Annotated in this window: 20 protein-coding genes, 5 tRNA genes and 1 pseudogene; 24 read left to right on the top strand and 2 right to left on the bottom strand. The window is 55.9% G+C overall.

What is annotated here, in order from left to right; translation table 11 throughout:
• Positions 1–200: 200 nt before the first annotated feature.
• The 22 genes and pseudogenes from ACLHDD_RS11440 to luxS all read left to right on the top strand — a co-directional run bounded on the left by ACLHDD_RS11440 (position 201) and on the right by luxS (position 21,791).
• A pseudogene (locus tag ACLHDD_RS11440) lies at positions 201–1,591 on the top strand (NarK family nitrate/nitrite MFS transporter).
• Between the two features lie 102 nt (positions 1,592–1,693).
• Positions 1,694–5,455, top strand: coding sequence for a nitrate reductase subunit alpha (locus ACLHDD_RS11435; RefSeq protein WP_427104200.1), 3,762 nt, complete (start codon positions 1,694–1,696; stop codon positions 5,453–5,455).
• Positions 5,452–6,996 carry a nitrate reductase subunit beta gene (gene narH, locus ACLHDD_RS11430; protein ID WP_427104199.1) on the top strand — a complete coding sequence of 515 codons (1,545 nt, stop codon included), beginning with the start codon at positions 5,452–5,454 and terminating at the stop codon, positions 6,994–6,996. Before ACLHDD_RS11435 ends, narH begins: the two co-directional genes overlap by 4 nt.
• On the top strand, positions 6,993–7,721 hold the full coding sequence (narJ, locus tag ACLHDD_RS11425; protein WP_427104198.1) for a nitrate reductase molybdenum cofactor assembly chaperone: 729 nt from the start codon (positions 6,993–6,995) through the stop codon (positions 7,719–7,721). Before narH ends, narJ begins: the two co-directional genes overlap by 4 nt.
• Positions 7,718–8,395: a respiratory nitrate reductase subunit gamma gene (gene narI / locus ACLHDD_RS11420; protein WP_427104197.1), complete on the top strand. Its 678-nt coding sequence runs from the start codon at positions 7,718–7,720 to the stop codon at positions 8,393–8,395. The genes narJ and narI overlap by 4 nt, the downstream gene beginning before the upstream one ends.
• A gap of 149 nt (positions 8,396–8,544) precedes the next feature.
• Positions 8,545–9,627: a lytic murein transglycosylase B gene (mltB, locus tag ACLHDD_RS11415; protein WP_427104196.1), complete on the top strand. Its 1,083-nt coding sequence runs from the start codon at positions 8,545–8,547 to the stop codon at positions 9,625–9,627.
• Between the two features lie 80 nt (positions 9,628–9,707).
• Positions 9,708–10,043 (top strand): zinc ribbon domain-containing protein YjdM, encoded by a 336-nt coding sequence (locus tag ACLHDD_RS11410; protein WP_427104195.1) that lies wholly within the window; start codon positions 9,708–9,710, stop codon positions 10,041–10,043.
• Positions 10,044–10,246: 203 nt separating this feature from the next.
• On the top strand, positions 10,247–11,023 hold the full coding sequence (gene tam, locus ACLHDD_RS11405) for a trans-aconitate 2-methyltransferase (protein ID WP_427105204.1): 777 nt from the start codon (positions 10,247–10,249) through the stop codon (positions 11,021–11,023).
• Positions 11,024–11,128: 105 nt separating this feature from the next.
• Positions 11,129–11,623, top strand: a complete 495-nt coding sequence (pncC, locus tag ACLHDD_RS11400) for a nicotinamide-nucleotide amidase (RefSeq protein WP_427104194.1) — start codon at positions 11,129–11,131, stop codon at positions 11,621–11,623.
• A 95-nt stretch (positions 11,624–11,718) separates the two neighbouring features.
• Entirely contained in the window at positions 11,719–12,786 is a 1,068-nt protein-coding gene (recA, locus tag ACLHDD_RS11395) for a recombinase RecA (RefSeq protein ID WP_427104193.1), read from the top strand.
• Between the two features lie 122 nt (positions 12,787–12,908).
• The gene (locus ACLHDD_RS11390; protein ID WP_427104192.1) at positions 12,909–13,433 is read left to right on the top strand and encodes a regulatory protein RecX; all 525 of its coding nucleotides are present in this window, start codon (positions 12,909–12,911) and stop codon (positions 13,431–13,433) included.
• A gap of 133 nt (positions 13,434–13,566) precedes the next feature.
• Positions 13,567–16,194 carry an alanine--tRNA ligase gene (gene alaS / locus ACLHDD_RS11385; RefSeq protein ID WP_427104191.1) on the top strand — a complete coding sequence of 876 codons (2,628 nt, stop codon included), beginning with the start codon at positions 13,567–13,569 and terminating at the stop codon, positions 16,192–16,194.
• Between the two features lie 249 nt (positions 16,195–16,443).
• Positions 16,444–16,629 carry a carbon storage regulator CsrA gene (csrA, locus tag ACLHDD_RS11380; RefSeq protein ID WP_008927091.1) on the top strand — a complete coding sequence of 62 codons (186 nt, stop codon included), beginning with the start codon at positions 16,444–16,446 and terminating at the stop codon, positions 16,627–16,629.
• A gap of 281 nt (positions 16,630–16,910) precedes the next feature.
• Positions 16,911–17,003, top strand: a tRNA-Ser gene (locus tag ACLHDD_RS11375).
• Positions 17,004–17,011: 8 nt separating this feature from the next.
• A tRNA-Arg gene (locus tag ACLHDD_RS11370) sits at positions 17,012–17,088 on the top strand.
• Positions 17,089–17,167: 79 nt separating this feature from the next.
• Positions 17,168–17,244 (top strand) — tRNA-Arg (locus tag ACLHDD_RS11365).
• Positions 17,245–17,303: 59 nt separating this feature from the next.
• Positions 17,304–17,380: transfer RNA gene (locus ACLHDD_RS11360), tRNA-Arg, on the top strand.
• 190 nt (positions 17,381–17,570) lie between these two features.
• A tRNA-Arg gene (locus ACLHDD_RS11355) sits at positions 17,571–17,647 on the top strand.
• Between the two features lie 847 nt (positions 17,648–18,494).
• On the top strand, positions 18,495–19,061 hold the full coding sequence (gene yqaB, locus ACLHDD_RS11350; protein ID WP_427104190.1) for a fructose-1-phosphate/6-phosphogluconate phosphatase: 567 nt from the start codon (positions 18,495–18,497) through the stop codon (positions 19,059–19,061).
• Between the two features lie 23 nt (positions 19,062–19,084).
• A complete protein-coding gene (locus tag ACLHDD_RS11345) occupies positions 19,085–19,486 on the top strand; it encodes a YqaA family protein (protein ID WP_427105203.1) in 402 nt (133 codons plus the stop codon).
• Positions 19,487–19,517: 31 nt separating this feature from the next.
• Positions 19,518–21,125: a glutamate--cysteine ligase gene (gene gshA, locus ACLHDD_RS11340; RefSeq protein ID WP_427104189.1), complete on the top strand. Its 1,608-nt coding sequence runs from the start codon at positions 19,518–19,520 to the stop codon at positions 21,123–21,125.
• A 150-nt stretch (positions 21,126–21,275) separates the two neighbouring features.
• Positions 21,276–21,791 (top strand): S-ribosylhomocysteine lyase, encoded by a 516-nt coding sequence (luxS, locus tag ACLHDD_RS11335; RefSeq protein WP_128085950.1) that lies wholly within the window; start codon positions 21,276–21,278, stop codon positions 21,789–21,791.
• Positions 21,792–21,847: 56 nt separating this feature from the next.
• Here luxS and ACLHDD_RS11330 read toward each other — a convergent pair whose 3' ends face one another.
• Together ACLHDD_RS11330 and ACLHDD_RS11325 are read right to left on the bottom strand one after the other, a co-directional pair.
• Entirely contained in the window at positions 21,848–23,134 is a 1,287-nt protein-coding gene (locus tag ACLHDD_RS11330) for an HlyC/CorC family transporter (protein WP_427104188.1), read from the bottom strand.
• 15 nt (positions 23,135–23,149) lie between these two features.
• Positions 23,150–23,950, bottom strand: a complete 801-nt coding sequence (locus tag ACLHDD_RS11325; RefSeq protein WP_313654669.1) for a cytochrome C assembly family protein — start codon at positions 23,948–23,950, stop codon at positions 23,150–23,152.
• 165 nt (positions 23,951–24,115) lie between these two features.
• On the opposite strand from ACLHDD_RS11325, the gene ffh reads away from it, so the two are divergent.
• The gene (gene ffh, locus ACLHDD_RS11320; RefSeq protein ID WP_313654668.1) at positions 24,116–25,477 is read left to right on the top strand and encodes a signal recognition particle protein; all 1,362 of its coding nucleotides are present in this window, start codon (positions 24,116–24,118) and stop codon (positions 25,475–25,477) included.
• 141 nt (positions 25,478–25,618) lie between these two features.
• On the top strand, positions 25,619–25,867 hold the full coding sequence (gene rpsP, locus ACLHDD_RS11315) for a 30S ribosomal protein S16 (RefSeq protein ID WP_111141450.1): 249 nt from the start codon (positions 25,619–25,621) through the stop codon (positions 25,865–25,867).
• Positions 25,868–25,881 lie beyond the last annotated feature (14 nt).

Genomic DNA, 25,881 nt, shown 5'->3' with positions numbered 1-25,881 from the left:
TTCCTCTTGCGGATGCAGTGGGCAGGTGCGTTTAAACCTTATGATTTATAAGGGCTATTGATTTCTGGCTCGCTACTTAACCGGGACGAGCCGGGATGACGGCGCGCGGGCAACCTGCCTTGCCGTTGATTTGTGTCAAGCAAACGGGCAGGCCGGATACGCAGGATAGGCACAATTATTATTCTGCTGATGAGAGATCTATGACCCAATCTGCCCCTTTGCAAACCCCGACGCGCGGCGCCTTAATTCAGGACTGGCAGCCGGAAAACGAGGCGTTCTGGCAGGCGCGTGGTAAACGTATCGCCCGCCGTAACCTGTGGATTTCTGTGTTCTGCCTGCTGCTGGGCTTCTGCGTATGGATGCTGTTCAGCACCGTCGCGGTTAACCTGAATAAAGTTGGCTTTAACTTCAGCACAGAACAGCTCTTTTGCTGACCGCGTTGCCTTCCGTCTCCGGGGCGCTGCTGCGGGTGCCTTACTCTTTCGTCATTCCCATCTTCGGCGGACGCCGCTGGACCGCCTTCAGCACCGGCATCCTGATCGTTCCCTGTCTGTGGCTCGGCTTCGCCGTACAGGACAGTCAGACCTCCTTCGCGACCTTTATGATGATCTCGCTGCTGTGCGGTTTCGGTGGCGCGAACTTCGCCTCCAGCATGGGCAACATCAGTTTCTTCTTCCCCAAAGCCCGTCAGGGCGGCGCGCTGGGCATCAACGGCGGGCTGGGCAACCTCGGCGTCAGCGTGATGCAGTTCGTCGCGCCGCTGGCGATCTCCTGCGCGATTTTTGCCTTTGCGGATAAAGGCCATGCCACCGTCGCCGGTGAGACGATCTGGCTGGAAAACGCCGCCTGGATCTGGGTGCCGTTTCTGGCGGTCGGCACACTCGCAGCCTGGTGTGGCATGAATGATCTGGCGACGGCGAAATCTTCGTTGCGTGAACAGCTGCCGGTCCTGAAACGGCCGCACCTGTGGGTGATGGCGCTGCTCTATCTGGCGACGTTCGGGTCGTTTATTGGTTTCTCGGCCGGTTTTGCCATGCTGACGAAAACCCAGTTCCCGGGTGTCGTGATCATGCATTACGCCTTTTTCGGGCCGTTTATCGGCGCGCTGGCCCGTTCCGCAGGCGGCATCATCTCTGACCGTTTCGGCGGCACACGCGTCACCCTGATCAACTACGTGCTGATGGCGCTGTTTGCCGCGCTGCTGTTCCTGACGCTGCCGGGCGCCGGACACGAAGGCTCGTTCATCGCCTTTTTCGCCATTTTCATGGGCCTGTTCCTGACATCCGGCCTGGGCAGCGGATCAACCTATCAGATGATTGCAGTGATCTTCCGCAAACTGACGCTGCAACGCATCAAAGCCCGGGGCGGTGATGATGCGCTGGCCCACCGTGAAGCGGCAACTGAGACCTCGGCGGCGCTGGGCTTTATCTCCGCGATCGGTGCGCTGGGCGGCTTCTTTATCCCGCAGACTTTTGGCCTGTCGCTCGCCCTGACCGGCTCCCCTGCCGGCGCAATGAAAATCTTCCTGGTCTTCTATCTCTGCTGTATCGCGGTGACCTGGCTGGTTTACGGGCGAAAAGCACGCGCCTGATAACCACAACGCCGGTGTGGCGCACCGGCAACATTTTTCCTTTCTGTGTCGCGACAGATGCAGAGTCAGCAATGTCATACCAGGCCTTCAGGAGTACTCCGGATGAGCAAATTTCTTGATCGATTTCGTTATTTTAAACAGCTGGACGAGCCCTTTTCCGGCCAGCACGGGCAGACGCTCAACAGTAACCGCGACTGGGAAGAGGGTTACCGCAGCCGCTGGCAACACGATAAAATCGTGCGCTCAACCCACGGCGTGAACTGCACCGGCTCATGCAGCTGGAAAATCTATGTGAAAAACGGACTGGTCACCTGGGAGACCCAGCAGACCGACTATCCGCGCACCCGGCCCGATCTGCCCAATCATGAACCCCGTGGCTGTCCACGCGGAGCCAGCTACTCCTGGTATCTCTACAGCGCGAACCGCCTGAAATATCCGCTGATGCGTAAGACGCTAATCCAGCTATGGCGGGAAGCGAAAGCGCAGCACCGCGATCCGGTTGACGCCTGGGCGTCCATCATCAGCAACCCGGAGAAAGCCCGCAGCTACAAACAGGCGCGGGGACGCGGAGGCTTTGTCCGCTCCAGCTGGCAGGAGGTCAACGAGATGATCGCCGCCGCCAACATCTGCACCGCGAAGACCTTTGGCCCGGACCGCATCATGGGCTTTTCGCCAATCCCGGCGATGTCGATGGTCTCTTACGCCGCGGGCGCGCGCTATCTCTCTCTGATTGGCGGCACCTGCCTGAGCTTCTACGACTGGTATTGCGATCTGCCGCCCGCGTCACCCATGACCTGGGGCGAGCAGACCGACGTGCCGGAGTCGGCCGACTGGTATAACTCCTCCTATATCATGGCCTGGGGTTCAAACGTGCCGCAGACCCGTACCCCGGATGCGCACTTCTTTACGGAGGTGCGCTACAAAGGCACCAAAACCGTGGCGATCACGCCGGACTATGCCGAAGTCGCCAAGCTGTGCGACCAGTGGCTGAATCCGAAGCAGGGCACCGACAGCGCGATGGCGCTGGCAATGGGCCACGTCATGCTGAAAGAGTTTCATCTTGACCGTGAAGTCACCTATTTCCGCGACTACGTGCGCCGCTATACCGACATGCCGATGCTGGTGCTGCTGGAGCCGCGTGAGGGAGGCTACTATGCCGCAGGCCGTCAGCTGCGCGCCAGCGATCTGGTGGATGGACTCGGTCAGGAAAATAACCCGGAATGGAAAACCGTGGCGCTGAACCAGGCGACCGGTGAACTGGTTGCGCCGCAGGGCGCTATCGGCTTCCGCTGGGGCGAGAAGGGCAAATGGAATCTGGAGCAGCGCGATGGCCTGACACAGCAGGAAGTGGAGCTGCAGCTCAGCCTGCTCGGCAGCCACGACGAGGTGGTTGAGGTCGGTTTCCCCTACTTTGGCGGCATCACCCGCGAGCATTTCAACAGCGTCGCGCTCGATGAGATTCTGCGGCATAAGCTGCCGGTGAAACGGCTGCAGCTGGCGGATGGCAGTGAGGCGCTGGTCACCAGCGTCTACGACCTGACGCTGGCGAACTACGGCCTGGATCGCGGCCTGGAGGATGCCAGCTGCGCGCAGAGCTACGATGAGATCAAGGCCTATACCCCGGCCTGGGCCGAGCAGATCACCGGCGTCTCCCGTCAGAACATTATCCGCATTGCCCGCGAATTCGCCGAAAACGCCGAAAAGACCCGCGGTCGTTCGATGATCATTGTCGGTGCCGGTATGAACCACTGGTATCACATGGACATGAACTACCGTGGCCTGATGAACATGCTGATCTTCTGCGGCTGTGTCGGTCAGAGCGGCGGTGGCTGGGCGCACTATGTCGGCCAGGAGAAACTGCGTCCGCAGACCGGCTGGACGCCGCTGGCCTTTGGCCTCGACTGGCAGCGTCCGCCGCGCCAGATGAACAGCACCTCCTTCTTCTATAACCACTCCAGCCAGTGGCGCTATGAAACCCTGGCGACAGAGGAGCTGCTGTCACCGCTGGCGGATAAGCGCCGCTACACCGGCAGCCTGATCGACTTCAACGTTCGTTCCGAACGCATGGGCTGGCTGCCCTCCGCGCCACAGCTTAACGTCAACCCGCTGCACCTTGCGGCGCGGGCGAAAGCGGCCGGACAGTCGCCGCTGGCGTACACCGTGGAGAGCCTGAAGCAGGGCACCGTGCGTTTTGCGGCCGAACAGCCGGACGATCCGCAGAACTTTCCGCGCAACCTGTTTGTCTGGCGATCCAACCTGCTTGGCTCGTCAGGCAAAGGGCATGAATACATGCTGAAGTATCTGCTGGGCACCGAACATGGCATTCAGGGTAAAGACTTAGGCCAGCAGGGCCGCGAGAAGCCGGAAGAGGTGGAGTGGCGGGATCAGGGGGCCGAAGGCAAACTCGATCTGGTGGTCACGCTCGACTTCCGTATGTCGAGTACCTGCCTCTACTCCGATGTCGTGCTGCCGACCGCGACCTGGTATGAAAAGGACGATATGAATACGTCGGACATGCATCCGTTTATTCATCCGCTGTCGGCCGCCGTCGATCCGGCGTGGGAGTCGAAAAGTGACTGGGAGATTTACAAGGGCATTGCCAGAGCCTTCTCCGATCTCTGCCCCGGCCATCTGGGCGTGGAAACCGATGTGGTTACGCTGCCGGTGCTGCATGACTCGCCTGCGGAGCTGGCGCAGCCGTTTGACGCGAAAGAGTGGAAAAAGGGCGAATGCGACCTGATTCCGGGCAAAACCGCACCGCACATCATGGTGGTGGAGCGCGACTATCCGGCGACCTGGGAACGCTTTACCTCGCTGGGACCGTTGCTGGAAACCCAGGGCAATGGCGGTAAAGGCATCAGCTGGAACACCAGTAAAGAGGTCGATTTCCTCAGGCAGCTTAACTATGTCAAGGCGGCGGGCCCGGCGGCGGGACAGCCTAATATCGACACGGCAATCGATGCCGCAGAGGTGATCCTGACGCTGGCTCCGGAAACCAATGGACAGGTGGCGGTGAAAGCCTGGCAGGCGCTGGGCGAGATAACCGGCCGCGATCACACCCATCTGGCGCTGAACAAAGAAGATGAGAAGATCCGCTTCCGCGACATTCAGGCGCAGCCGCGCAAAATCATCTCCAGCCCGACCTGGTCAGGGCTGGAGGATGAGCATGTCTCCTACAACGCCTGTTACACCAACGTCCATGAGCTGATCCCGTGGCGTACGCTGAGCGGTCGTCAGCAGCTTTATCAGGATCATGAGTGGATGCGCGCCTTTGGCGAGAGTCTGATGGTCTATCGTCCGCCTGTCGATACCCGCGCGGCAAAGCCGCTGCTGAACAGCAAGCCCAACGGTAACCCGGAGAAAGCGCTGAACTTCCTGACGCCACACCAGAAGTGGGGCATTCACTCAACCTACAGCGACAATCTGCTGATGCTGACGCTGTCGCGTGGCGGACCGATCGTCTGGATGAGTGAAGATGACGCCCGTGAGCTGGGCATTATGGACAACGACTGGATCGAGGCATTCAACGCTAACGGCGCGCTGACTGCACGGGCGGTAGTGAGCCAGCGTATTCCGGCCGGAATGACCATGATGTACCACGCGCAGGAGCGCATCGTGAATATCCCGGGTTCTGAGATCACCCGCCAGCGTGGCGGTATCCATAACTCGGTCACGCGCACCTGCCCCAAACCAACACACATGATTGGCGGCTATGCGCAGCTCTCCTGGGGCTTTAACTACTACGGCACCGTCGGCTCTAACCGCGATGAGTTCGTGGTGGTCCGCAAAATGAACAACGTTAACTGGTTAGATGGCGAGGGCAACGATGCCTGCCAGGGCAGCCAGCAGGAGGTAAAACCATGAAAATTCGTTCACAGGTTGGCATGGTGCTGAACCTCGACAAATGTATCGGCTGCCATACCTGCTCGGTGACCTGTAAAAACGTCTGGACCAGCCGCGAAGGCATGGAGTATGCCTGGTTTAACAACGTCGAAAGCAAGCCCGGCGTCGGCTATCCGCACGCCTGGGAAGATCAGCAGAAGTGGAAGGGCGGCTGGATCCGTAAGATCAACGGCAGGCTGGAACCGCGCATGGGCAGCCGCGTCCGCCTGCTGTCGAAGATCTTCGCTAACCCCGATGTGCCTGCGCTGGATGACTACTACGAACCGTTCGATTTTGACTACCAGCATCTGCATACGGCACCCGCCGGTAAACAGCAGCCGATCGCCCGTCCGCGTTCGCTGATCACCGGTCAGCGGATGAAAAAGATCGAAAACGGTCCGAACTGGGAAGAGATCCTTGGCGGCGAGTTTGCCAGGCGTTCTCAGGACAGGAACTTCAACAACATCCAGAAGGAAATCTACGGCCAGTTTGAGCACACCTTCATGATGTACCTGCCGCGCCTGTGTGAGCACTGCCTCAACCCGGCGTGCGTGGCGACCTGCCCAAGCGGCGCGATTTACAAGCGCAGCGAAGATGGCATCGTGCTGATCGACCAGGATAAATGTCGTGGCTGGCGGATGTGTCTCACCGGCTGTCCCTACAAAAAGATCTACTTCAACTGGAAAAGCGGCAAATCGGAAAAATGTATTTTCTGTTATCCACGTATTGAAGCGGGTCAGCCCACCGTCTGCTCGGAAACCTGTGTTGGCCGGATCCGCTATCTGGGTGTGCTGCTCTATGACGCCGACCGCATCGAACGCGCAGCAGCAGCGGAGAACGAAAAGGATCTCTATCAGAGCCAGCTGGATATCTTTCTTGATCCGAACGATCCGGCGGTGGTTGCCCAGGCGCTGAAAGAGGGCATCGCGCAAAGCGTGATCGCTGCGGCGCAGCGCTCGCCGGTCTACAAAATGGCGATGGAGTGGAAGCTCGCGCTGCCGCTTCATCCTGAATACCGTACGCTGCCGATGGTCTGGTATGTGCCGCCGTTGTCCCCGATTCAGTCAGCGGCAGATGGCGGCGCACTGGCGCATAGTGGCGTACTGCCGGATGTGGAGAGCCTGCGCATTCCGGTTGAGTATCTGGCGAACCTGCTGACGGCCGGTGACACTGCGCCGGTGCTGATGGCGCTGAAGCGGATGCTGGCGATGCGTCACTACAAGCGCGCAGAGAGCGTGGACGGCGAGCGGGATATCCGGGCGCTGGAGCAGGTCGGCCTGACCGAAGCGCAGGCGCAGGAGATGTACCGCTATCTGGCGATCGCAAACTATGAGGACCGCTTCGTGGTGCCTTCCAGCCATCGCGAACTGGCGGGTGAAGCCTTTCCGGAAAGCAAGGGCTGCGGCTTTAGCTTTGGTGATGGCTGTCGCGGCAGCGACACGAAATTCAATCTGTTTAACAGCCGCCGTATTGATGCCATCGATATCAGTAAGAAAACGACGCGCCCGGAGGATGCCTCATGATCACACTGCGTATTGTTTCGCGCCTGCTCGACTACCCGGACGAGGCGCTCTTCACCCATGCCCGCGACCTGACGGAGGCGCTGAATAGCGCCGGTGAGCTCAGTGGGCCTCAGCGCGCACGGCTGAGGGGGTTTATTCAGCAGCTCTGCGCCCGGCCTCTGCTCGACGTGCAGGCGGACTATGGCGAACTGTTCGATCGCGGCCGCGCCACTTCGCTGCTGCTGTTTGAACATGTGCACGGGGAGTCACGCGATCGCGGTCAGGCGATGGTTGATCTGCTGGAACAGTATCGCGCCGACGGTCTGGAACTGGACAGCAAAGAGCTGCCCGACTACCTGCCGCTCTACCTTGAGTATCTCGCCTGTAAAAGCGACGAGGCCGCCCGTCAGGGGCTGGATGACATCGTGCCGATCCTGGCGCTGCTGGCCGCCCGCCTGGAGGCGCGGCAGAGTCCCTACGCCGGCCTCTTTACGGTGTTGCTGGCGCTCGCCGGCAGCGCGGTTGACGCTGCGGTACTGAAACCGCAGGTGGCACAGGAGGCGCGCGACGATACCCCGGCGGCGCTGGATGCCGTCTGGGAAGAGGAGCAGATTAAATTTCTCGGCGAGCAGGGCTGTGTCCCGGCGCAGCAGGCGATGCATCAGCGTCGCTTTGCCGATGCAGTTACGCCGCAGTATCTGGATATCGCCACGGCTACAGCGCGTATCACTGGAGAATCAGCATGAATTTTATCAACACCTTTTTCTTTGATATTTACCCCTATCTCGCCGGAACAGTTTTCCTGATCGGAAGCTGGCTGCGCTATGACTACGGGCAGTACAGCTGGCGCGCCGGTTCCAGCCAGATGCTGGATAAGAAAGGGATGCGCCTGGCCTCTAATCTGTTCCACATCGGCATCATCGGTATTTTCTTTGGTCACGTTGTCGGGATGCTGACGCCGCACTGGATGTATGAATCCTTTCTGCCAATGGACGTGAAGCAGAAGCTGGCCATGATCGCCGGGGGACTGTTCGGTGCCATGACGCTGGCGGGCGGGGCGCTGCTGCTGAAGCGCCGGCTGACTCATCCCCGGGTGCGCGCCACCAGCAGTGTCGGTGACATTCTGATCATCACGCTGCTGGTGGTACAGGCCACGCTGGGTCTGCTGACCATTCCTTTTTCCGCTCAGCATCCGGACGGCAGTGAAATGATGAAGCTGGTGGGCTGGGCACAGGCGGTGGTGACGTTCCACGCTGGCGCCTCGCAGCATCTGGACGGGGTGGCGCTGATCTATCGCCTCCACATGGTACTGGGAATGACGCTGTTCCTGCTCTTTCCGTTCTGCCGCCTGGTGCACATCTGGAGCGCGCCGGTTGAGTATCTGACCCGCCGCTATCAGCTGGTGCGAAATCGCCGCTGAACGCAGCATGGCCGCGGGAAAAATCGTACCCCACGGCCATCGCAACCGGCCGCCTCATTGACGTTTTTTTAAGATTCTGACCTGTATGTCATGGTCCTGAACGTCTACTATTAGCGCATCTGAATTCACCCCTCGTTTATGGATAACCGATGCGTTTCAAGTTAGCCCTTCTTGCATTTATTCCGCTTCTGGCGTCCTGCAGCAGCAAACCTGACGTTCCTTCACAGCAGAAGATGCTGCCTGCACCACAGGGCGGTTTTTTACTGCAGCCAGCGCACAGCGGACAGGCGATGTTTGGTGACTTTGCCGGTAATCCGGCAGCCGAACAGTTCATCGATAAGATGGTGGAGAAGCATGACTTTGATCGTCAGCAGCTGCACAACATCATCGGGCAGGCAAAACGCCTGGATTACGTGCTGCGGCTGATGGATCGTCAGGCACCAAGCTACACGCCTGCGCCAGGCCCTAACGGCGCCTGGATCCGCTATCGCAACAAGTTTATTACGCCGGACAACGTGCAGAACGGTGTAGCGTTCTGGAATCAGTATCAGGATGCGCTGCAGCGTGCGCAGCAGGTCTACGGCGTGCCGCCGGAAATCATTGTCGGTATTATCGGCGTGGAAACCCGCTGGGGTCGCGTGATGGGCAAAACCCGCATTCTGGATGCGCTGGCGACCCTGTCGTTTAACTACCCGCGCCGCGCCGCCTACTTCAGCAGCGAGCTGGAGACCTTCCTGCTGATGTCGCGTAAAGAGCAGGATGATCCGCTGGCGCTGAAAGGCTCGTTCGCCGGGGCGATGGGCTACGGTCAGTTTATGCCTTCCTCTTACAATGACTATGCGGTTGATTTCAACGGCGACGGTCATGCCAACCTGTGGGATCCGGTGGACGCCATCGGCAGCGTGGCACATTACTTCCAGAAGCATGGCTGGCGCAGCGGCGAAAATGTGGCGGTTCCGGCCAGCGGCCAGGCGCCAATGCTGGAAGACGGCTTCAAAACCCGTTACAGCGTGAGCATGTTGTCGGCCTCCGGTCTGGCGCCGCAGGGTTCCCTGGATGGAAACGATCAGGTCAGCCTGCTGCGCCTCGATCTGGGCACCAGCTATCAGTACTGGTACGGCTTACCCAACTTTTACGTGATCACCCGCTACAACCACAGCACCCATTATGCGATGGCGGTATGGCAGCTGGGCGAGGCGGTAAGCAAGGCACGGCAGGGCAGTCTGTTATAAAGGCTGTCCTTATTAACTGTAAGGTTATATGATGACGCCCTTTTTCAGGCCACCGCGCCGCTGATATTTCCGGAGTCGTTATGTCTTTACCTGCCTGCCCAGCCTGTCACGCCGATTACACCTGGCAAGATGGCGATAACCTTAACTGCCCCTCCTGCGGCCATATCTGGACCGAGGGAGAGGGCGAGAGCAGCAACGCCGCTCTGGACGTGCGTGATGCCAACGGCAACCTGCTGGCAGACGGCGACAGCGTGACGGTGATTAAAGATCTCAAGGTAAAGGGCAGCTCCTCTTCGCTGAAGATTGGCACTAAAGTGAAAAGTATTCGTCTGGTCGAAGGCGATCACAACATCGATTGTAAAATCGACGGTTTTGGCCCGATGAAGCTGAAGTCTGAGTTTGTGAAAAAGAACTGAGATCGGGGGCGCAGGGAAGCGCCCGCTGTTTTTCGTACCGTTTTAACATCTGCTATCCCGCTCCGCTAAAAGCCCGCGCACCGCGCGACACCCATCTCTCTGTCCCGTGCCGTTACACCACGCTATTCGATAAAGTCTGCACTTTTTCGTTTTTCATTCGTCTGACTAAACAGAGGTCTCTGATAACCTGGCGAGAGGTCATGATGAAAGAGTGGGATCCCGTGCTGTATCGTAAATTTGAAGCGGAACGAACCCGTCCGGCCCGTGAGCTACTGGCGCGTATCGCGATGGAGCAGGTTGAGCAGGTGACCGATCTGGGATGCGGGCCGGGTAACAGCACGGAGCTGCTCACTGACGCCTGGCCACTGGCACAGGTCACCGGGCTCGACAATTCAGCAACGATGCTGACGCAGGCCAGAGAGCGCCTGCCGCAATGTCGCTTTGTTCAGGCTGATATCCGCAGCTGGCAAGCGGACGCCCCGCAGCAGGTGGTTTACGCCAACGCTTCGCTGCAATGGCTGGATAATCACACCACGCTGTTTCCTCATCTGGTCGCTCAGCTGGCGCCCAGTGGCGTGCTGGCCGTACAGATGCCGGATAATCTGCAGGAGCCGTCGCATCGGCTGATGCGCGAGGTGGCGGCCTCAGCGCGCTGGCGATTACAGATCAACGCAGAGACGGCTGAACGCACGCAGCTGCTTTCCACCGGAGACTATTACGATTTGCTGACGCAGGCGGGTTGTGAGGTCGATATCTGGCGTACGACTTATTATCACGTCATGGCCGATGCGCAGGCAATCATCAGCTGGCTGCGGGCAACCGGTCTCAGGCCGTTTCTGGCAGCCCTGGATGAAACCGGAAAGAGTGACTTTCTGGCCGACTATCATCAGCGCCTCGTCACCGCCTATCCTGCTCAGGCGGATGGGCAGGTTCTGCTCGCCTTTCCGCGTCTTTTTATGATTGCCGTGAAAAAACGGTAAATATGGTGGAAAGTCTGCCGCAAAATTAGCGCAATCGTGGCGAATAACCTTGAAAAAGTGCGCTTTCTGCACCACCTTCAACCCACAGCAAAATGGAGAGAGGCAATGGACGATCAGCAATTGCAGGCGCTCAGCGCCCGGATAGGGGAGCAGCTGAAGCAGCGCAATGCCACTGTCACCTGTGCAGAGTCCTGCACGGGCGGGTGGATTGCCAAGGTGTTTACCGATATCAGTGGCAGTTCCGCCTGGTTCGAACGCGGGTTTGTGACCTACAGTAATGAGGCGAAACAGCAGCTGGTAAACGTTCAGGCGGCGTCGCTGGAACAGGCTGGCGCGGTCAGTGAAGTGGTGGTGCGCGAGATGGCGCTGGGAGCACGCGAGGCCGCCCGGGCCGACTATGCTATCTCGGTCAGCGGCATTGCCGGTCCGGATGGCGGCACCGCAGAAAAGCCGGTTGGTACGGTGTGGTTTGGCTTTGCCGGACCACAGGATAACGTATTGACTTTTCAGCGGCATTTTAGCGGCGATCGCGATGCCGTCCGCCGCCAGTCGGTGGCATGGGCCCTGCAGACACTCTATGGCGAATTTCTGACAAATTAAACTTGATACTGTATGACTATACAGTATAATTACCGGCAACAGAAAGAGTGCAGGCACCCTGAGTGCGTGTTTACCCGGCTTGATTAGGAGTTGAAATGGCGATTGATGAAAACAAACAGAAGGCTTTAGCTGCCGCGCTGGGCCAGATTGAGAAACAATTTGGTAAAGGTTCCATCATGCGCTTGGGTGAAGACCGCTCAATGGATGTGGAAACGATCTCGACCGGTTCGCTGTCGCTGGACATCGCGTTAGGTGCAGGCGGTTTGCCGATGGGACGTATCGTTGAGATCTACGGACCTGAGTCTTCCGGTAAAACCACGCTGACCCTGCAGGTTATTGCAGCTGCACAGCGTAAGGGCAAAACCTGTGCCTTTATCGATGCGGAACATGCGCTGGATCCGGTCTACGCTAAGAAGCTGGGCGTGGATATTGAAAACCTGCTCTGCTCACAGCCCGATACCGGTGAGCAGGCGCTGGAAATCTGTGATGCGCTGGCACGTTCCGGTGCTGTTGACGTCATCATCGTCGACTCCGTTGCTGCGCTGACGCCGAAAGCGGAAATCGAAGGTGAAATCGGTGACTCACACATGGGCCTCGCGGCACGTATGATGAGCCAGGCGATGCGTAAACTGGCAGGTAACCTGAAACAGTCAAACACCCTGCTGATTTTCATCAACCAGATCCGTATGAAAATTGGTGTGATGTTCGGTAACCCGGAAACCACGACCGGCGGTAACGCACTGAAGTTCTACGCCTCTGTCCGTCTTGATATCCGCCGTATCGGCGCGATTAAAGAGGGCGACAACGTGGTCGGCAGTGAAACCCGCGTGAAAGTCGTGAAAAACAAAATTGCTGCGCCATTCAAACAGGCTGAGTTCCAGATCATGTATGGCGAAGGGATCAACACCTACGGCGAGCTGGTTGACCTGGGCGTCAAGCACAAGCTGATCGAAAAAGCCGGTGCGTGGTACAGCTATAACGGCGATAAAATTGGTCAGGGTAAATCGAATGCGGGCAACTTCCTGAAAGAGAATCCTGCCGTGGCAAACGAGATTGATATGAAGCTGCGTGAGATGCTGCTCAACGGCGCGGAAGAAAGTGTGGCAGCGGACAAATCCGCTGACAACGAAAACGCCGAAAGCGAAGCGAACGAAGACTTCTAATCACGATGCGGGAGGGGCGAAAGCCTCTCCCGCTGTTTTTGCCCCCTCAGTTTCCTTTCCCGCCTTTCCTCTGTCCCGTTCTGTCGCCATAATCCCCTCTCTGTTTGTACAAGGTGCGCAGTATGACTGAATCCTCACAGCCTAAGGCTCAACCTAACGTTGTCTCTTACTCACGCCTGCTTGACCGTGCGATGCGTATTCTGGGTCAGCGCGATCATAGCCGTGCCGAACTGGCGCGTAAGCTGCAGCAGTCTGCTCAGCGTGCCGCGTGGGCGCAGAAAAAAGAGCCCGAAATCATCCCGGAAGAGCTGCTGGAGCAGGTGCTGGACTGGTGTCAGGAAAGTGGCTGGCTGAACGACGAGCGTTTTACCGAACGCTTTATTCAGAGCCGAAGCCGCAAAGGTCTGGGATCGCAGCGCGTGCGTCTTGAGCTGGCTCAAAAAGGCATCGACCGTGAGGCTATCGACATTGCGATGGAGGAAACGGAAGTAGACTGGGCGGCGAGAGCGGCACAGATGGCGGAGAGAAAATTTGGCCATCCGCTGCCTGCCGAGTGGAAAGAGAAAGCGAAAGTGCTGCGTTATCTGCAATCCAAAGGCTTTAAGAGCGAAGATATCCAGTCTGTTTTCAGAAATTTTGATGACTAAAAGCCGATGTAATTTTACTTCCCACTGAAGAAATTTTATCTTATTCCCACTTTTTGTTCCTCTGGTCAGGCACCACAAAAAAGTGGCTGCGCCGATCAGAGGGGACGTTCGTTAGCGTGATTCCAGGACATATATGAGCAAGAGCACTGCTGAGATCCGTCAGGCGTTTCTCGACTTTTTTCATAGCAAGGGACATGAGGTTGTAACCAGCAGCTCCCTCGTACCGAATAACGATCCAACGTTGTTGTTTACTAACGCCGGGATGAACCAGTTTAAAGATGTGTTCCTCGGTCAGGACAAACGTGACTACACCCGTGCGACCACCTCGCAACGCTGCGTTCGCGCAGGGGGTAAACACAACGATCTTGAAAACGTCGGTTACACCGCTCGTCACCACACCTTCTTCGAAATGCTGGGTAACTTCAGCTTTGGTGATTACTTCAAGAGAGAGGCGATTGGTTTTGCCTGGGAACTGCTGACGAGCGAACAGTGGTTCAGCCTGCCAAAAGAGCGCCTGTGGGTGACCGTTTATGAAACCGATGATGAAGCCTTCGATATCTGGGCAAATGAAATCGGTGTGCCGCGTGAACGCATCATTCGCATTGGCGATAACAAAGGCAGCGCCTACGCGTCCGATAACTTCTGGCAGATGGGCGACACCGGTCCTTGTGGGCCCTGCAGCGAGATTTTCTATGATCATGGCGATCACATCTGGGGTGGCCCGCCAGGCAGCCCGGAAGAAGATGGCGATCGCTATATCGAAATCTGGAACATCGTCTTCATGCAGTTCAACCGTCAGGCCGATGGCACCATGCTGCCGCTGCCAAAACCGTCGGTTGATACCGGAATGGGTCTTGAGCGTATCTCGGCCGTTCTGCAACACGTCAACTCAAATTATGAAATCGACCTGTTCCAGAAACTGATTCAGGCCGTTGCGAACGTAACTGGTGCAACCGATCTCAGCAATAAATCACTGCGCGTGATTGCTGATCATATTCGCTCCTGCGCATTCCTGATTGCAGATGGCGTGATCCCGTCGAACGAAAACCGCGGCTATGTGCTGCGTCGCATCATTCGCCGTGCCGTACGTCATGGCAACATGCTGGGTGCTAAAGAGGCGTTCTTCTACAAGCTGGTTGCGCCACTGATTGAAGTCATGGGCGCGGCAGGGAAAGAGTTACAGCGTCAGCAGGCTCAGGTCGAGCAGGTGCTGAAAAGCGAAGAAGATCAGTTTGCCCGTACGCTGGAACGTGGCCTGGCGCTGCTGGATGACGAGCTGGAAAAACTGCAGGGCGATACCCTGGACGGCGAAATCGTCTTCCGTCTTTACGATACCTTTGGTTTCCCGGCTGATTTAACGGCAGATGTCTGCCGCGAACGTAATCTGAAAATTGATGAAGCCGGCTTTGAGCAGGCGATGGAACAGCAGCGTCAGCGTGCGCGTGACGCGAGCGGCTTCGGTGCGGACTACAGCAATGTGATTCGCATTGATGCCGCTTCCTCGTTCAAAGGCTATGACCAGCTCAATCTGGCGGCCACAGTCAAAGCACTTTATGTTGCTGGCGAGGCGGTGGATGAAGTGACCGCCGGTCAGGATGCCGTCATCGTGCTGGATGAAACGCCATTCTATGGCGAGTCGGGTGGTCAGGTTGGCGATACCGGTCTGCTGAAAGGGAAGAATGCTGAATTTAGCGTCCAGGACACACAAAAATATGGCCAGGCAATCGGTCATGTCGGTAAGCTGACCGCAGGGCAGTTACGTATTGGTGACCGCCTTGAGGCGCAGGTCGATGCAGCACGTCGTGCGCGTATCCGCCTTAACCACTCTGCGACCCACTTATTACATGCCGCATTGCGTCAGGTTCTGGGCGAGCATGTGGCTCAGAAAGGCTCGCTGGTTAACGACAAATATCTGCGTTTCGACTTCTCGCATTTCGAAGCGATGAAACCTCAGGAAATTCGTCAGGTCGAAGATATCGTCAATGCACAGATCCGCCGCAACCTGCCGGTGGAAACGGAAGTAATGGATCTCGACGCGGCGAAGTCTAAAGGTGCGATGGCACTGTTTGGCGAGAAATATGATCAGCGCGTACGCGTTCTGACCATGGGCGATTTCTCTGTTGAGCTGTGCGGCGGAACTCACACTGCACGGACCGGTGATATTGGTCTGTTTCGCATTCAGGCTGAGTCAGGTACAGCAGCCGGTATCCGGCGTATTGAAGCCATTACCGGTGAAGCTGCGCTGGCGCAGTTTAATGCGCAAAGCAGCCAGCTGCACGATCTCGCGCAACTGGTCAAAGCGAACAGCAGCAACCTTAACGAGAAGGTACGTGGCCTGGTTGACCATGTTCGCGTACTGGAGAAAGAGTTGCAGCAATTACGCGATCAGCAGGCTGCGCAGGAGAGTGCTTCACTGAGCAGTAATGCTGTCAATATTAAAGGCGCGAAACTGCTGGTGAGCGAGCTTAGCAATGTCGAGCCCAAAATGTTGCGTACCATGGTTGATGATCTTAAAAATCAGCTGGGGTCTGCAATTATCGTGCTGGCAACCGTCGCAGACGGTAAAGTGTCGCTGATTGCGGGTGTGACCAAAGACCTGACTGACCGCATTAAGGCAGGCGAGCTGATTGCCGGTCTGGCACAGCAGGTTGGCGGGAAGGGCGGTGGTCGTCCCGATATGGCACAAGCGGGCGGTAACGATGCTGAGGCGCTTAAAGGTGCTCTGGCAGGGGTAGAGAGCTGGGTTAACAGTCGCCTGTAATGAAATAGAATAATGCATTGTCTGAAGCGTCAGAACTCTGGTTCCGGCGCTTTTTAATACAGTGCCAGAGCAGCAAATGACAAAGTCAGGTTGATGTAGTGTATTTCGGCTAAACTAACTATCAGCAGAATGTATTGGCGTATCGATGCGCATTGGTGTCATTCTCAGAGCCAATGTGCAGCGTTAAATGATGGATAATGCCGGGAGCCTGTACAAGCCCGACTCTTTTAATCTTTCAAGGAGCAAAGAATGCTTATTCTAACTCGTCGAGTTGGTGAAACCCTCATGATCGGTGATGAGGTAACTGTAACGGTACTGGGTGTGAAGGGTAATCAGGTTCGTATAGGGGTTAACGCCCCGAAAGAGGTCTCTGTACATCGTGAAGAGATCTATCAGCGCATCCAGGCTGAAAAAACGCAACAAACCAGCGTTTAACGGATTCAGCGTCTCGCATTCCTGCGAGGCGCTACCGCTTTCTGCAAAAAACCTCTCTTTTCTTTGCCTTCCTGCTTCGCACTTTTACTGATACACGCTTCTTTCATTGTTGATAATTCACCCTTTTTGCCGTCATTTTGTCCCAATTGCGTGCGATTTGTGCAATCGAAAAAAGTTTTGGAAAAATTGTTTGACTTAAAAGTCCGGGAAAGTAATATGTGCGCCACGCAGTGCCGATGAGCAGAAACAAGTTCAGAAGCACGGTTCGAAAGAAAGCGTAAGGTGAGGTGGCCGAGAGGCTGAAGGCGCTCCCCTGCTAAGGGAGTATACGGTCAAAAGCTGTATCGAGGGTTCGAATCCCTCCCTCACCGCCATTTTCGATGCATCCATAGCTCAGCTGGATAGAGTACTCGGCTACGAACCGAGCGGTCGGAGGTTCGAATCCTCCTGGATGCACCATCGAAAAGAAATAAAGCGAATTAGCAATTCCTTCATGGTGAGTAGTCAGCACCCTGCGTTGTACAAGAATTTGATTTATGCATCCATAGCTCAGCTGGATAGAGTACTCGGCTACGAACCGAGCGGTCGGAGGTTCGAATCCTCCTGGATGCACCATTCTTCGTAACATCCTCAGGTTGGTTTCTGTCAGTCCATAAAAAGTTATACCCCTCAATGCATCCATAGCTCAGCTGGATAGAGTACTCGGCTACGAACCGAGCGGTCGGAGGTTCGAATCCTCCTGGATGCACCATATTCTCCAATGTGGTTTGTGCCTCAGTGTTTCATGACGTCAATAACGTTCAGGTCACAGGTCACACTAAGCAGGATAACGTTGCTTTAGCAACGGCCCAAAGCGCGAACCAAGCCATTCTTCTGGCTACACCCTTCTTCGCATTATCCTGAGACTGATCTTCAGTCCATAAAAAGTTGTACCCCTCAATGCATCCATAGCTCAGCTGGATAGAGTACTCGGCTACGAACCGAGCGGTCGGAGGTTCGAATCCTCCTGGATGCACCATATTCTCCCGAGCTAAAGCCCCCCTCAGTAAGTCATGGCGTAATCTGCGTTCAGACTGCACTAAGGAGGATAACGTTGCTTTAGCAACGGCCCGCAGGGCGAAGCGCAGGCTGAGTCATCCTCCTGGATGCACCATATTCTCCCGAGCTAAAGCCCCCTCAGCAAGTCATGGCGTAATCTGCGTTCAGACTGCACTAAGGAGGATAACGTTGCTTTAGCAACGGCCCGCAGGGCGAAGCGCAGGCTGAGTCATCCTCCTGGATGCACCATATTCTCCCAAGCTAAAGCCCCCTCAGTAAGTCATGGCGTAATCTGCGTTCAGACTGCACTAAGGCGGATAACGTTGCTTTAGCAACGGCCCGCATGGCGAAGCGCAGGCTGAGTTATCTTCCAGGATGCACCCTGTTCATTCAGCACCTCAGTGCCATGACACGATCCGACTGGACCCATTCTCTTCGTTTTTCCAGCCGCAATCTTACGCGCCGCCAGCGCCACAGAGATAACCTGAATGAGATCTCCCTCAGCTTCCCACTGGCTTTGCCAGCAGGGCATTTATCCCCGATTGTCACCATTAATTCATCACGCTGACTTAAGCGGGCTATGACACCTGCCTGCTGCAATTACATACCCGGTTTTGCCTTCCTGCCCGTCTTCTGCTGCCCGGCGCTGAAAGATTGCTAAAAAATGCTGAAAATTCGTACTGTTATAGCTGGGCGTGGGCGATCACCTTTATCTGAAAAGAAAAATTGTTAATGCTTTCAAAGCATTTGCTGTTCATCCACCCTGGCGACAACCTGTCCACATTAGGCTAAAGTAATGTCTCATTTGGTGAACGTCCGGAGTGACAATGTACGATCAATATGACGCCCTGATTTTCGATATGGACGGCACCCTTCTGGATACCGAGCCGACACATCGAAAAGCGTGGCGTCAGGTACTGGCGCGTTATGGATTGACGCTGGATGAAGCACGTATCATCGAATTCAATGGCGCGCCCGCGTGGCGACTTGCGCAGTTCGTCATTGAATCCAATCAGTCGTCACTCGATCCCCATCTTCTCGCCGCAGAAAAAACAGCGGCCGTGAAAGCGATGCTGCTGGAAAACGTGACACCGCTGCCTCTGCTGGAGGTAGCAAAAGCGTATCAGGGGCGTCGTCCGATGGCGGTAGGCACCGGAAGCGAACATAGCATGGCAGAGGCGTTACTGACGCAACTGGGCGTACGTGCGCTGTTTTCGGCCGTGGTCGGTGCTGACGACGTGGAACATCACAAACCCGAGCCACAAACGTTTTTACGCTGCGCCGAATTACTGGGCGTGGCACCGGCACGCTGCGTGGTGTTTGAGGATGCCGATTTTGGTATTCAGGCAGCAAAAGCAGCAGGCATGGCCGTGGTGGATGTCCGTTTACTGTGAGTGACGTCTTCACCCTTGCCTCGATGTTCGGCAGTAGCTTTTTAAGTGCGACGCTCCTGCCAGGAAGTTCAGAAGCACTACTGATTGCATTTCTGATAGCAAAAAAGACATCAGTTTTCGGGTTGCTTTTGGCCGCATCACTGGGAAACACCCTGGGCGGCTTAACCAACATTATTATTGGTCGCTTACTGCCGTTAAAACGTCAGGGGCGATGGCATGACACAGCAATGACGTGGTTGTACCGACTGGGACCCGCAGCCCTGTTATTCAGCTGGCTGCCGGTGATAGGGGATCTGCTCTGTGTGCTCGCCGGGTGGTTACGTTTCGCCTGGCTGCCCGCGATGCTGTTTCTCGCTGTCGGCAAGACACTGCGTTATATCGTTATCGCGACTGCCACATTACAGGGGCTGGAATGGTGGCATTGATTCGCACAGATTCGAGGCTACGGTTAACATTATGCTGAACAAAAATAAATTATTATCACAGCGGGGGGGTAATGTGATCCCGGACGTATCTAAAGCGCTCTCCTGGCTGGAGGCGCATCCCAATGCACTTAAAGGTATTGGCCGTGGCATCGAGCGTGAAACGCTGCGTGTGCAGGCAAATGGCGAACTGGCAAAAAGTGGCCATCCGGACTCTCTGGGATCGGCGCTGAAACATGACTGGATCACCACCGATTTCGCCGAAACGTTGCTGGAATTTATCACGCCAGTCGATCACAGCATTGATCACATGCTGGCATTCCTGCGAGATATCCATCGTCACGTCGCCCGCGAACTGGGCGAGGAGCGCATGTGGCCATTCAGTATGCCGTGTGTGATCGATGATGCCGATAACATCGAACTGGCACAGTATGGCTCCTCCAATATCGGGCAGATGAAAACGCTCTATCGCGAAGGGCTGAAAAACCGCTACGGCGCGCTGATGCAGACCATCTCCGGCATTCACTATAACTTCTCGCTGCCGCTCTCGTTCTGGCAGGAGTGGGCTGATGTGAAAGATCAGGAAAGTGGAAAAGAGACAATCTCGGCAGGCTATCTGCGCCTGATCCGCAACTATTATCGCTTCGGCTGGGTGATCCCGTATCTGTTTGGCGCTTCACCGGCTATCAGCTCCAGCTTCCTTCAGGGCCGTGAGAGCGCACTGCCGTTTGAAACTAATGACAAAGATACGATGTGGCTGCCGTACGCCACCTCACTGCGTCTGAGCGATCTGGGCTACACCAATAAATCGCAAAGCGCACTCGGTATCACCTTTAATTCGCTGGAAGGCTACGTCACTGCGCTGAAGAAAGCGATCAGGACGCCTTCCGAAGAGTATGCGGCGATGGGGACAAAAGATGCAGATGGAAACTGGCTGCAGCTGAATACCAACGTGCTACAGATTGAAAACGAACTCTATGCACCGATCCGGCCAAAGCGTGTGACGCGCTCGGGTGAAGCACCGTCTGATGCGCTGCTGCGTGGCGGTATTGAATATATCGAAGTGCGTTCGCTGGATATCAACCCGTTCTCTGCTATCGGGGTTGACGAGAATCAGGTTCGCTTCCTCGACCTGTTCCTGATCTGGTGTACGCTGGCCGACGCGCCGGAAATGAGTGCGGATGAGCTGCAATGCACCCGTAAAAACTGGAACCGGGTGGTACTGGAAGGGCGTAAACCGGGGCAGAAGATTGCCGTGGGCTGTGGCGAAGCGGAACATTCGCTGGTCGAAGTGGGTAAAACCCTGTTTGCCGATCTGCGTCGGGTTGCTGAAGTCTTAGACAGTAACAATGAAGATAGCACGGAATATCAGCAGGTCTGCGATCAACTGGTAGCATCGTTTGACGATCCTGAGCTAACCTACTCGGCGCGCATCCTTCAGGCAATGAAGGACAACGGCGTGACCGGCACTGGCGTAGCGCTGGCAGAACAGTATGCGCATCTGCTCTGCGAAGAGCCGCTGGAAGTCCTGACAGAAGACGATTTCTCGCGCCAGGCGCAGGAATCGGTCGCGGCACAGCAGCAGCTGGAAGCGAGTGATAAGCTGGATTTTGAAGCGTATCTGGCGAGCCGGGAAGGGTAGAAAAGAAAAAGGCCACATCAATGTGGCCAAATTAACATCTCTGTTGTCAGGGATGATGATAACAAATGCGCGTCTTTCATATATTCAGACGTTGGGCGAACAGAAAAGTTTCATCGTTTTAAAAAAAATTCTCAGAACAGGAGGTGACGTATGCCACTACTGGACAGTTTTACCGTTGATCACACCATCATGGGCGCACCGGCCGTACGCGTTGCCAAAACCATGAAGACTCCGCATGGCGATACGATTACCGTTTTTGACCTGCGTTTTTGCCGCCCGAACATTGATATCCTCACCGAGCGTGGCATTCATACGCTGGAGCATCTCTTTGCCGGCTTCATGCGCGATCACCTGAACGGTGATGGCGTGGAGATCGTCGATATCTCGCCAATGGGTTGCCGCACCGGCTTTTACATGAGCCTGATTGGCACACCTGACGAGCAGCGCGTAGCAAAAGCGTGGAAAGGGGCGATGGAAGACGTCCTGAAAGTGAAAGATCAGAACCAGATCCCGGAACTGAATGAATATCAGTGTGGCAGCTACAAGCTGCATTCACTGGATGAAGCGCAGCAAATCGCCCGCAATGTGCTGGCGCATGAGATTGGCGTTAACCGTAATGACGATCTGAAACTGCCTGCCGAGAAACTGAAAGCCCTGCAGATCTAGTCCGCGCTTCCTGAAAAAAACGCCGCATCATGACGATTGCGGCGTTTTTTTTGGCTTCAGGAACCGACAGATTTTTTCAGCGGTGTCTTCGGTGTGATACGCACCTGCTTAATCATGTTGTCCTGCACGTCGAGAATGTCGACGTTGTAATGGCCGATCTGCACCCGGGTGGCGATAGCCGGGATCTCCTCCAGCGCTTCCAGCAGCATGCCATTAATGGTGCGCGCTTCCTGCTCCGGCAGATGCCAGTTAAAGGCTTTGTTAATTTCACGTACGTTTGCACTGCCTTCAATCAGGACGGACCCATCATTCTGCGGCATCACTTCTTCGGCCAGTGACGGTGACATTGAAGTGGTGAAGTCACCCACAATCTCTTCCAGAATATCTTCGATGGTCACCAGCCCCTTGATGTCGCCATACTCATCTACCACCAGACCTGCTTTCTTTTTGTTGCGCTGGAATTTTACCAGCTGGGTGTTCAGTGGCGTGCCTTCCGGGATGTAGTAAGTTTCATCGGCGGCGCGCAGCAGGGTCTCTTTGGTGAACTCTTTTTTCTCAGTCATCATGCGCCAGGCTTCGCGTACCCGCAGCATACCGACGCAGTCATCCAGCGAGTCACGAAACAGCACAATGCGGCCATGCGGTGAATGGCTCAGCTGACGCACCACGGATTTCCAGTCATCGTTGATGTTGATGCCGACAATCTCGTTACGCGGCACCATGACGTCATCCACGCTGACCTTCTCCAGGTCGAGCACCGATAGCAGCATATCCTGGTTACGGCGTGACATCAGACTCCGCGACTCATAGACGATGGTGCGCAGCTCCTCCTTGCTCAGCGCCGAGCTGATGGCACCCTCGGTGCGGATACCCACCATTCTCATCAGCAGACGGGTAATCGAGTTGAGCAGCCAGACCAGCGGCAGCATGATGTATTGCATCGGCACCAGCAGCAGACTGCTGGGAAAGGCAACCCGCTCAGGATAGAGGGCGGCCACCGTTTTTGGCAGTACCTCAGCAAAGACCAGCACCACAAAGGTCAGTATGCCGGTGGCGATCGCCACCCCTTCATCGCCGTGCAGGCGCATGCCAACGATGGTGGCCAGCGCAGAGGCCAGGATATTAACGAGGTTATTGCCAATCAGAACCAGGCTCAGCAGCCGATCAGGACGACGCAGGAGTTTCTCTACCCGGCGTGCGGCGCGACTGCCGTTCTTGACCTGATGACGCAGCTTATAGCGATTAAGGGTCATCATCCCGGTTTCCGACCCGGCAAACCAGGCAGAAACCAGTACCATGACGCAGAGAATGATAATCAGCGTGGTGGTTGAAACATGTTCCAACGCAGAACTTCCTTTTTAACGAGAGACAGGGACAAGCAGATGCTGCAGAATGCGACTGCCGAAGTAGGCCATGGTTAACAGCACCGCTCCGCTGCAGTTAAACCAGACGACGCGGCGACCACGCCACCCTTCATGATAGTGCCCCCACAGCAAAACGATATAAACAAACCACGCGATAATCGAGAGGACGGCTTTATCGACGTTTTCAGCACTGAAGAGATCCTGCATATAGAACAGGCCGGTACAGAGCACCAGCGTCAGCAGCACGACGCCCACCTGAGTGATGTGAAACATCTTACGCTCGATGGTCAACAGCGGCGGCATATCCTGCGTAAAGGCCAGGCGCTTGTTTTTCAGCTGGTAATCGATCCACGCCAGCTGCAGCGCATAGAGCGCGGCGATAATCAGCGTCGCATAGGCGAACAGCGACAGGCCAATATGGATCATCATACCCGGCGTGGTTTCAAGATGCGTGATGAACGCGTTAGGAACAAAGGTGGCGAAGGCGAGGTTGATCAGCGCGAAGCTGTAGACGATTGGCAGCAGCAGCCAGCCACGATTACGTGATGCCACAATGGTCATGATGGCGCAGATCAGCAGGCTGACCAGCGAGCCAATATTGAGCAGGCTTAAGTTCTGTCCGCTATCAATGGCGAAAATGCGTTGCTGCAGGGCTACCGCGTGTGTCACCAGCGCCACACAGGCAGAGATCATCGCCATTCGCCGCCAGCCACCATGACGCTTTAGCAGGCTGGGAATGATCAGGGCAAGGCTTAAGGAGTAGGCGAACAGCGCCACTATCGCGAAAACGAACATAGATCCTTTCAGGTTCAGTCAGATAAGGAAAAAGGCAGTATAGCGCCAGCCGGAGCAGGCTCCAAACGATCTGAGGGGCAATTGCAGAGATCGCCGGGGCTTCGTGTTATAATCCGCCGCATTCTGCCGATCAGGCGCCTCGCGATCTTTTTTAAGTGAGAGACCATGTTTGATAATTTAACCGATCGTTTGTCGCAAACCCTGCGAAACATCAGTGGCCGCGGAAGGCTGACTGAAGAGAACATTAAAGAGACCCTGCGCGAAGTGCGCATGGCATTGCTTGAGGCCGACGTTGCGCTGCCGGTGGTACGTGACTTCATCAACCGTGTGAAAGAGAGCGCGGTCGGCCATGATGTGAACAAAAGCCTGACGCCGGGTCAGGAGTTTATCAAGATCGTTCGTAACGAGCTGGTTGCGGCAATGGGTGCGGAAAACAACGCGCTGGATCTGGCCGCTCAGCCGCCTGCGGTCGTGCTGATGGCGGGCCTTCAGGGTGCCGGTAAAACCACCAGCGTCGGTAAGCTGGGTAAATTCCTGCGTGAAAAGCATAAAAAGAAAGTGCTGGTGGTTTCTGCCGACGTCTATCGCCCGGCGGCGATCAAACAGCTGGAAACCCTGGCTCAGCAGGTCGGCGTGGATTTCTGCCCCTCTGATCTGAATCAGAAACCGGTCGACATCGTTAACAATGCGCTGCGCGAAGCGCGTCTGAAGTTCTACGATGTTCTGCTTGTGGATACCGCGGGTCGCCTGCACGTCGACGAAGCGATGATGGAAGAGATCAAACAGGTGCATGCCGCGGTTAAACCGGTAGAAACCCTGTTTGTGGTCGATGCCATGACCGGTCAGGATGCGGCGAACACCGCGAAAGCCTTTAATGAAGCGCTGCCGCTGACCGGGGTTATCCTGACCAAAGTCGATGGTGATGCGCGCGGTGGTGCGGCGCTGTCGATTCGCCACATTACTGGCAAACCGATTAAATTCATGGGTGTCGGTGAGAAGACCGATGCGCTTGAGCCATTCTATCCGGACCGTATTGCGTCACGTATCCTCGGCATGGGCGATGTCCTCTCCCTGATCGAAGATATCGAAAGCAAAGTCGACCGTGATCAGGCCGAGAAGCTGGCGAAAAAGCTCAAGACCGGTGACGGGTTTGATCTCAATGACTTCCTTGAGCAGCTGAAGCAGATGCGTAATATGGGCGGCATGGCCAGCCTGATGGGTAAACTGCCTGGCATGGGACAGTTGCCTGACAATGTGAAGTCGCAGATGGATGACAAAGTGCTGGTGCGCATGGAGGCGATCATTAACTCAATGACCCGCAAAGAGCGTGAGAAGCCAGAAATCATCAAAGGCTCACGCAAGCGTCGCATCGCGAACGGCTCGGGCATGCAGGTACAGGACGTTAACCGCTTATTGAAGCAGTTCGACGACATGCAGCGCATGATGAAGAAAATGAAGAAGGGCGGTATGGCGAAAATGATGCGCGGCATGAAAGGTATGATGCCGCCAGGTTTCCCTGGTCGCTAAGTGTTCCACAAAAAAGCCTGGAAGGACGCGGTTTAGGTTGCTTTTTGCGCCAAAATGAGTAAAATTTTCGGGCTTTTTATATAGCACCCGGACCCGTTCCTCGATGGGGGACCGGGTGTTTTATTAACTGAAGAGGATGTTATGGTAACAATTCGTTTGGCACGTCACGGCGCTAAAAAGCGTCCGTTCTATCAGGTCGTCGTCACTGACAGCCGCAATGCACGCAACGGTCGTTTCATCGAGCGCGTTGGTTTCTTCAACCCGATCGCATCTGGTCAGGCTGAAGCACTGCGTCTTGATATGGATCGTATCGAGCACTGGGTTGGCCAGGGCGCAACGCTTTCTGATCGCGTTAACGCGCTGGTCAAAGAAGCAAAGAAAGCAGCTTAATCTGTCACGGTGGT

The organism is Pantoea sp. NSTU24, assembly GCF_050157905.1.
GTDB lineage: Bacteria > Pseudomonadota > Gammaproteobacteria > Enterobacterales > Enterobacteriaceae > Pantoea.
The sequence above is the reverse complement of the archived record's forward strand: the minus strand, read 5'-3'. Positions and strand labels throughout refer to the sequence as shown.

Excerpts from the sequence above, each read along its gene's own strand:
- ACLHDD_RS11435 (WP_427104200.1), top strand. The coding sequence starts at position 1,694 with ATGAGCAAATTTCTTGATCGATTTCGTTATTTTAAACAGCTGGACGAG.
- narH (WP_427104199.1), top strand. The coding sequence starts at position 5,452 with ATGAAAATTCGTTCACAGGTTGGCATGGTGCTGAACCTCGACAAATGT.
- narJ (WP_427104198.1), top strand. The coding sequence starts at position 6,993 with ATGATCACACTGCGTATTGTTTCGCGCCTGCTCGACTACCCGGACGAG.
- narI (WP_427104197.1), top strand. The coding sequence starts at position 7,718 with ATGAATTTTATCAACACCTTTTTCTTTGATATTTACCCCTATCTCGCC.
- mltB (WP_427104196.1), top strand. The coding sequence starts at position 8,545 with ATGCGTTTCAAGTTAGCCCTTCTTGCATTTATTCCGCTTCTGGCGTCC.
- ACLHDD_RS11410 (WP_427104195.1), top strand. The coding sequence starts at position 9,708 with ATGTCTTTACCTGCCTGCCCAGCCTGTCACGCCGATTACACCTGGCAA.
- tam (WP_427105204.1), top strand. The coding sequence starts at position 10,247 with ATGAAAGAGTGGGATCCCGTGCTGTATCGTAAATTTGAAGCGGAACGA.
- pncC (WP_427104194.1), top strand. The coding sequence starts at position 11,129 with ATGGACGATCAGCAATTGCAGGCGCTCAGCGCCCGGATAGGGGAGCAG.
- recA (WP_427104193.1), top strand. The coding sequence starts at position 11,719 with ATGGCGATTGATGAAAACAAACAGAAGGCTTTAGCTGCCGCGCTGGGC.
- ACLHDD_RS11390 (WP_427104192.1), top strand. The coding sequence starts at position 12,909 with ATGACTGAATCCTCACAGCCTAAGGCTCAACCTAACGTTGTCTCTTAC.
- alaS (WP_427104191.1), top strand. The coding sequence starts at position 13,567 with ATGAGCAAGAGCACTGCTGAGATCCGTCAGGCGTTTCTCGACTTTTTT.
- csrA (WP_008927091.1), top strand. The coding sequence starts at position 16,444 with ATGCTTATTCTAACTCGTCGAGTTGGTGAAACCCTCATGATCGGTGAT.
- yqaB (WP_427104190.1), top strand. The coding sequence starts at position 18,495 with ATGTACGATCAATATGACGCCCTGATTTTCGATATGGACGGCACCCTT.
- ACLHDD_RS11345 (WP_427105203.1), top strand. The coding sequence starts at position 19,085 with ATGTTCGGCAGTAGCTTTTTAAGTGCGACGCTCCTGCCAGGAAGTTCA.
- gshA (WP_427104189.1), top strand. The coding sequence starts at position 19,518 with ATGCTGAACAAAAATAAATTATTATCACAGCGGGGGGGTAATGTGATC.
- luxS (WP_128085950.1), top strand. The coding sequence starts at position 21,276 with ATGCCACTACTGGACAGTTTTACCGTTGATCACACCATCATGGGCGCA.
- ACLHDD_RS11325 (WP_313654669.1), bottom strand. The coding sequence starts at position 23,950 with ATGTTCGTTTTCGCGATAGTGGCGCTGTTCGCCTACTCCTTAAGCCTT.
- ffh (WP_313654668.1), top strand. The coding sequence starts at position 24,116 with ATGTTTGATAATTTAACCGATCGTTTGTCGCAAACCCTGCGAAACATC.
- rpsP (WP_111141450.1), top strand. The coding sequence starts at position 25,619 with ATGGTAACAATTCGTTTGGCACGTCACGGCGCTAAAAAGCGTCCGTTC.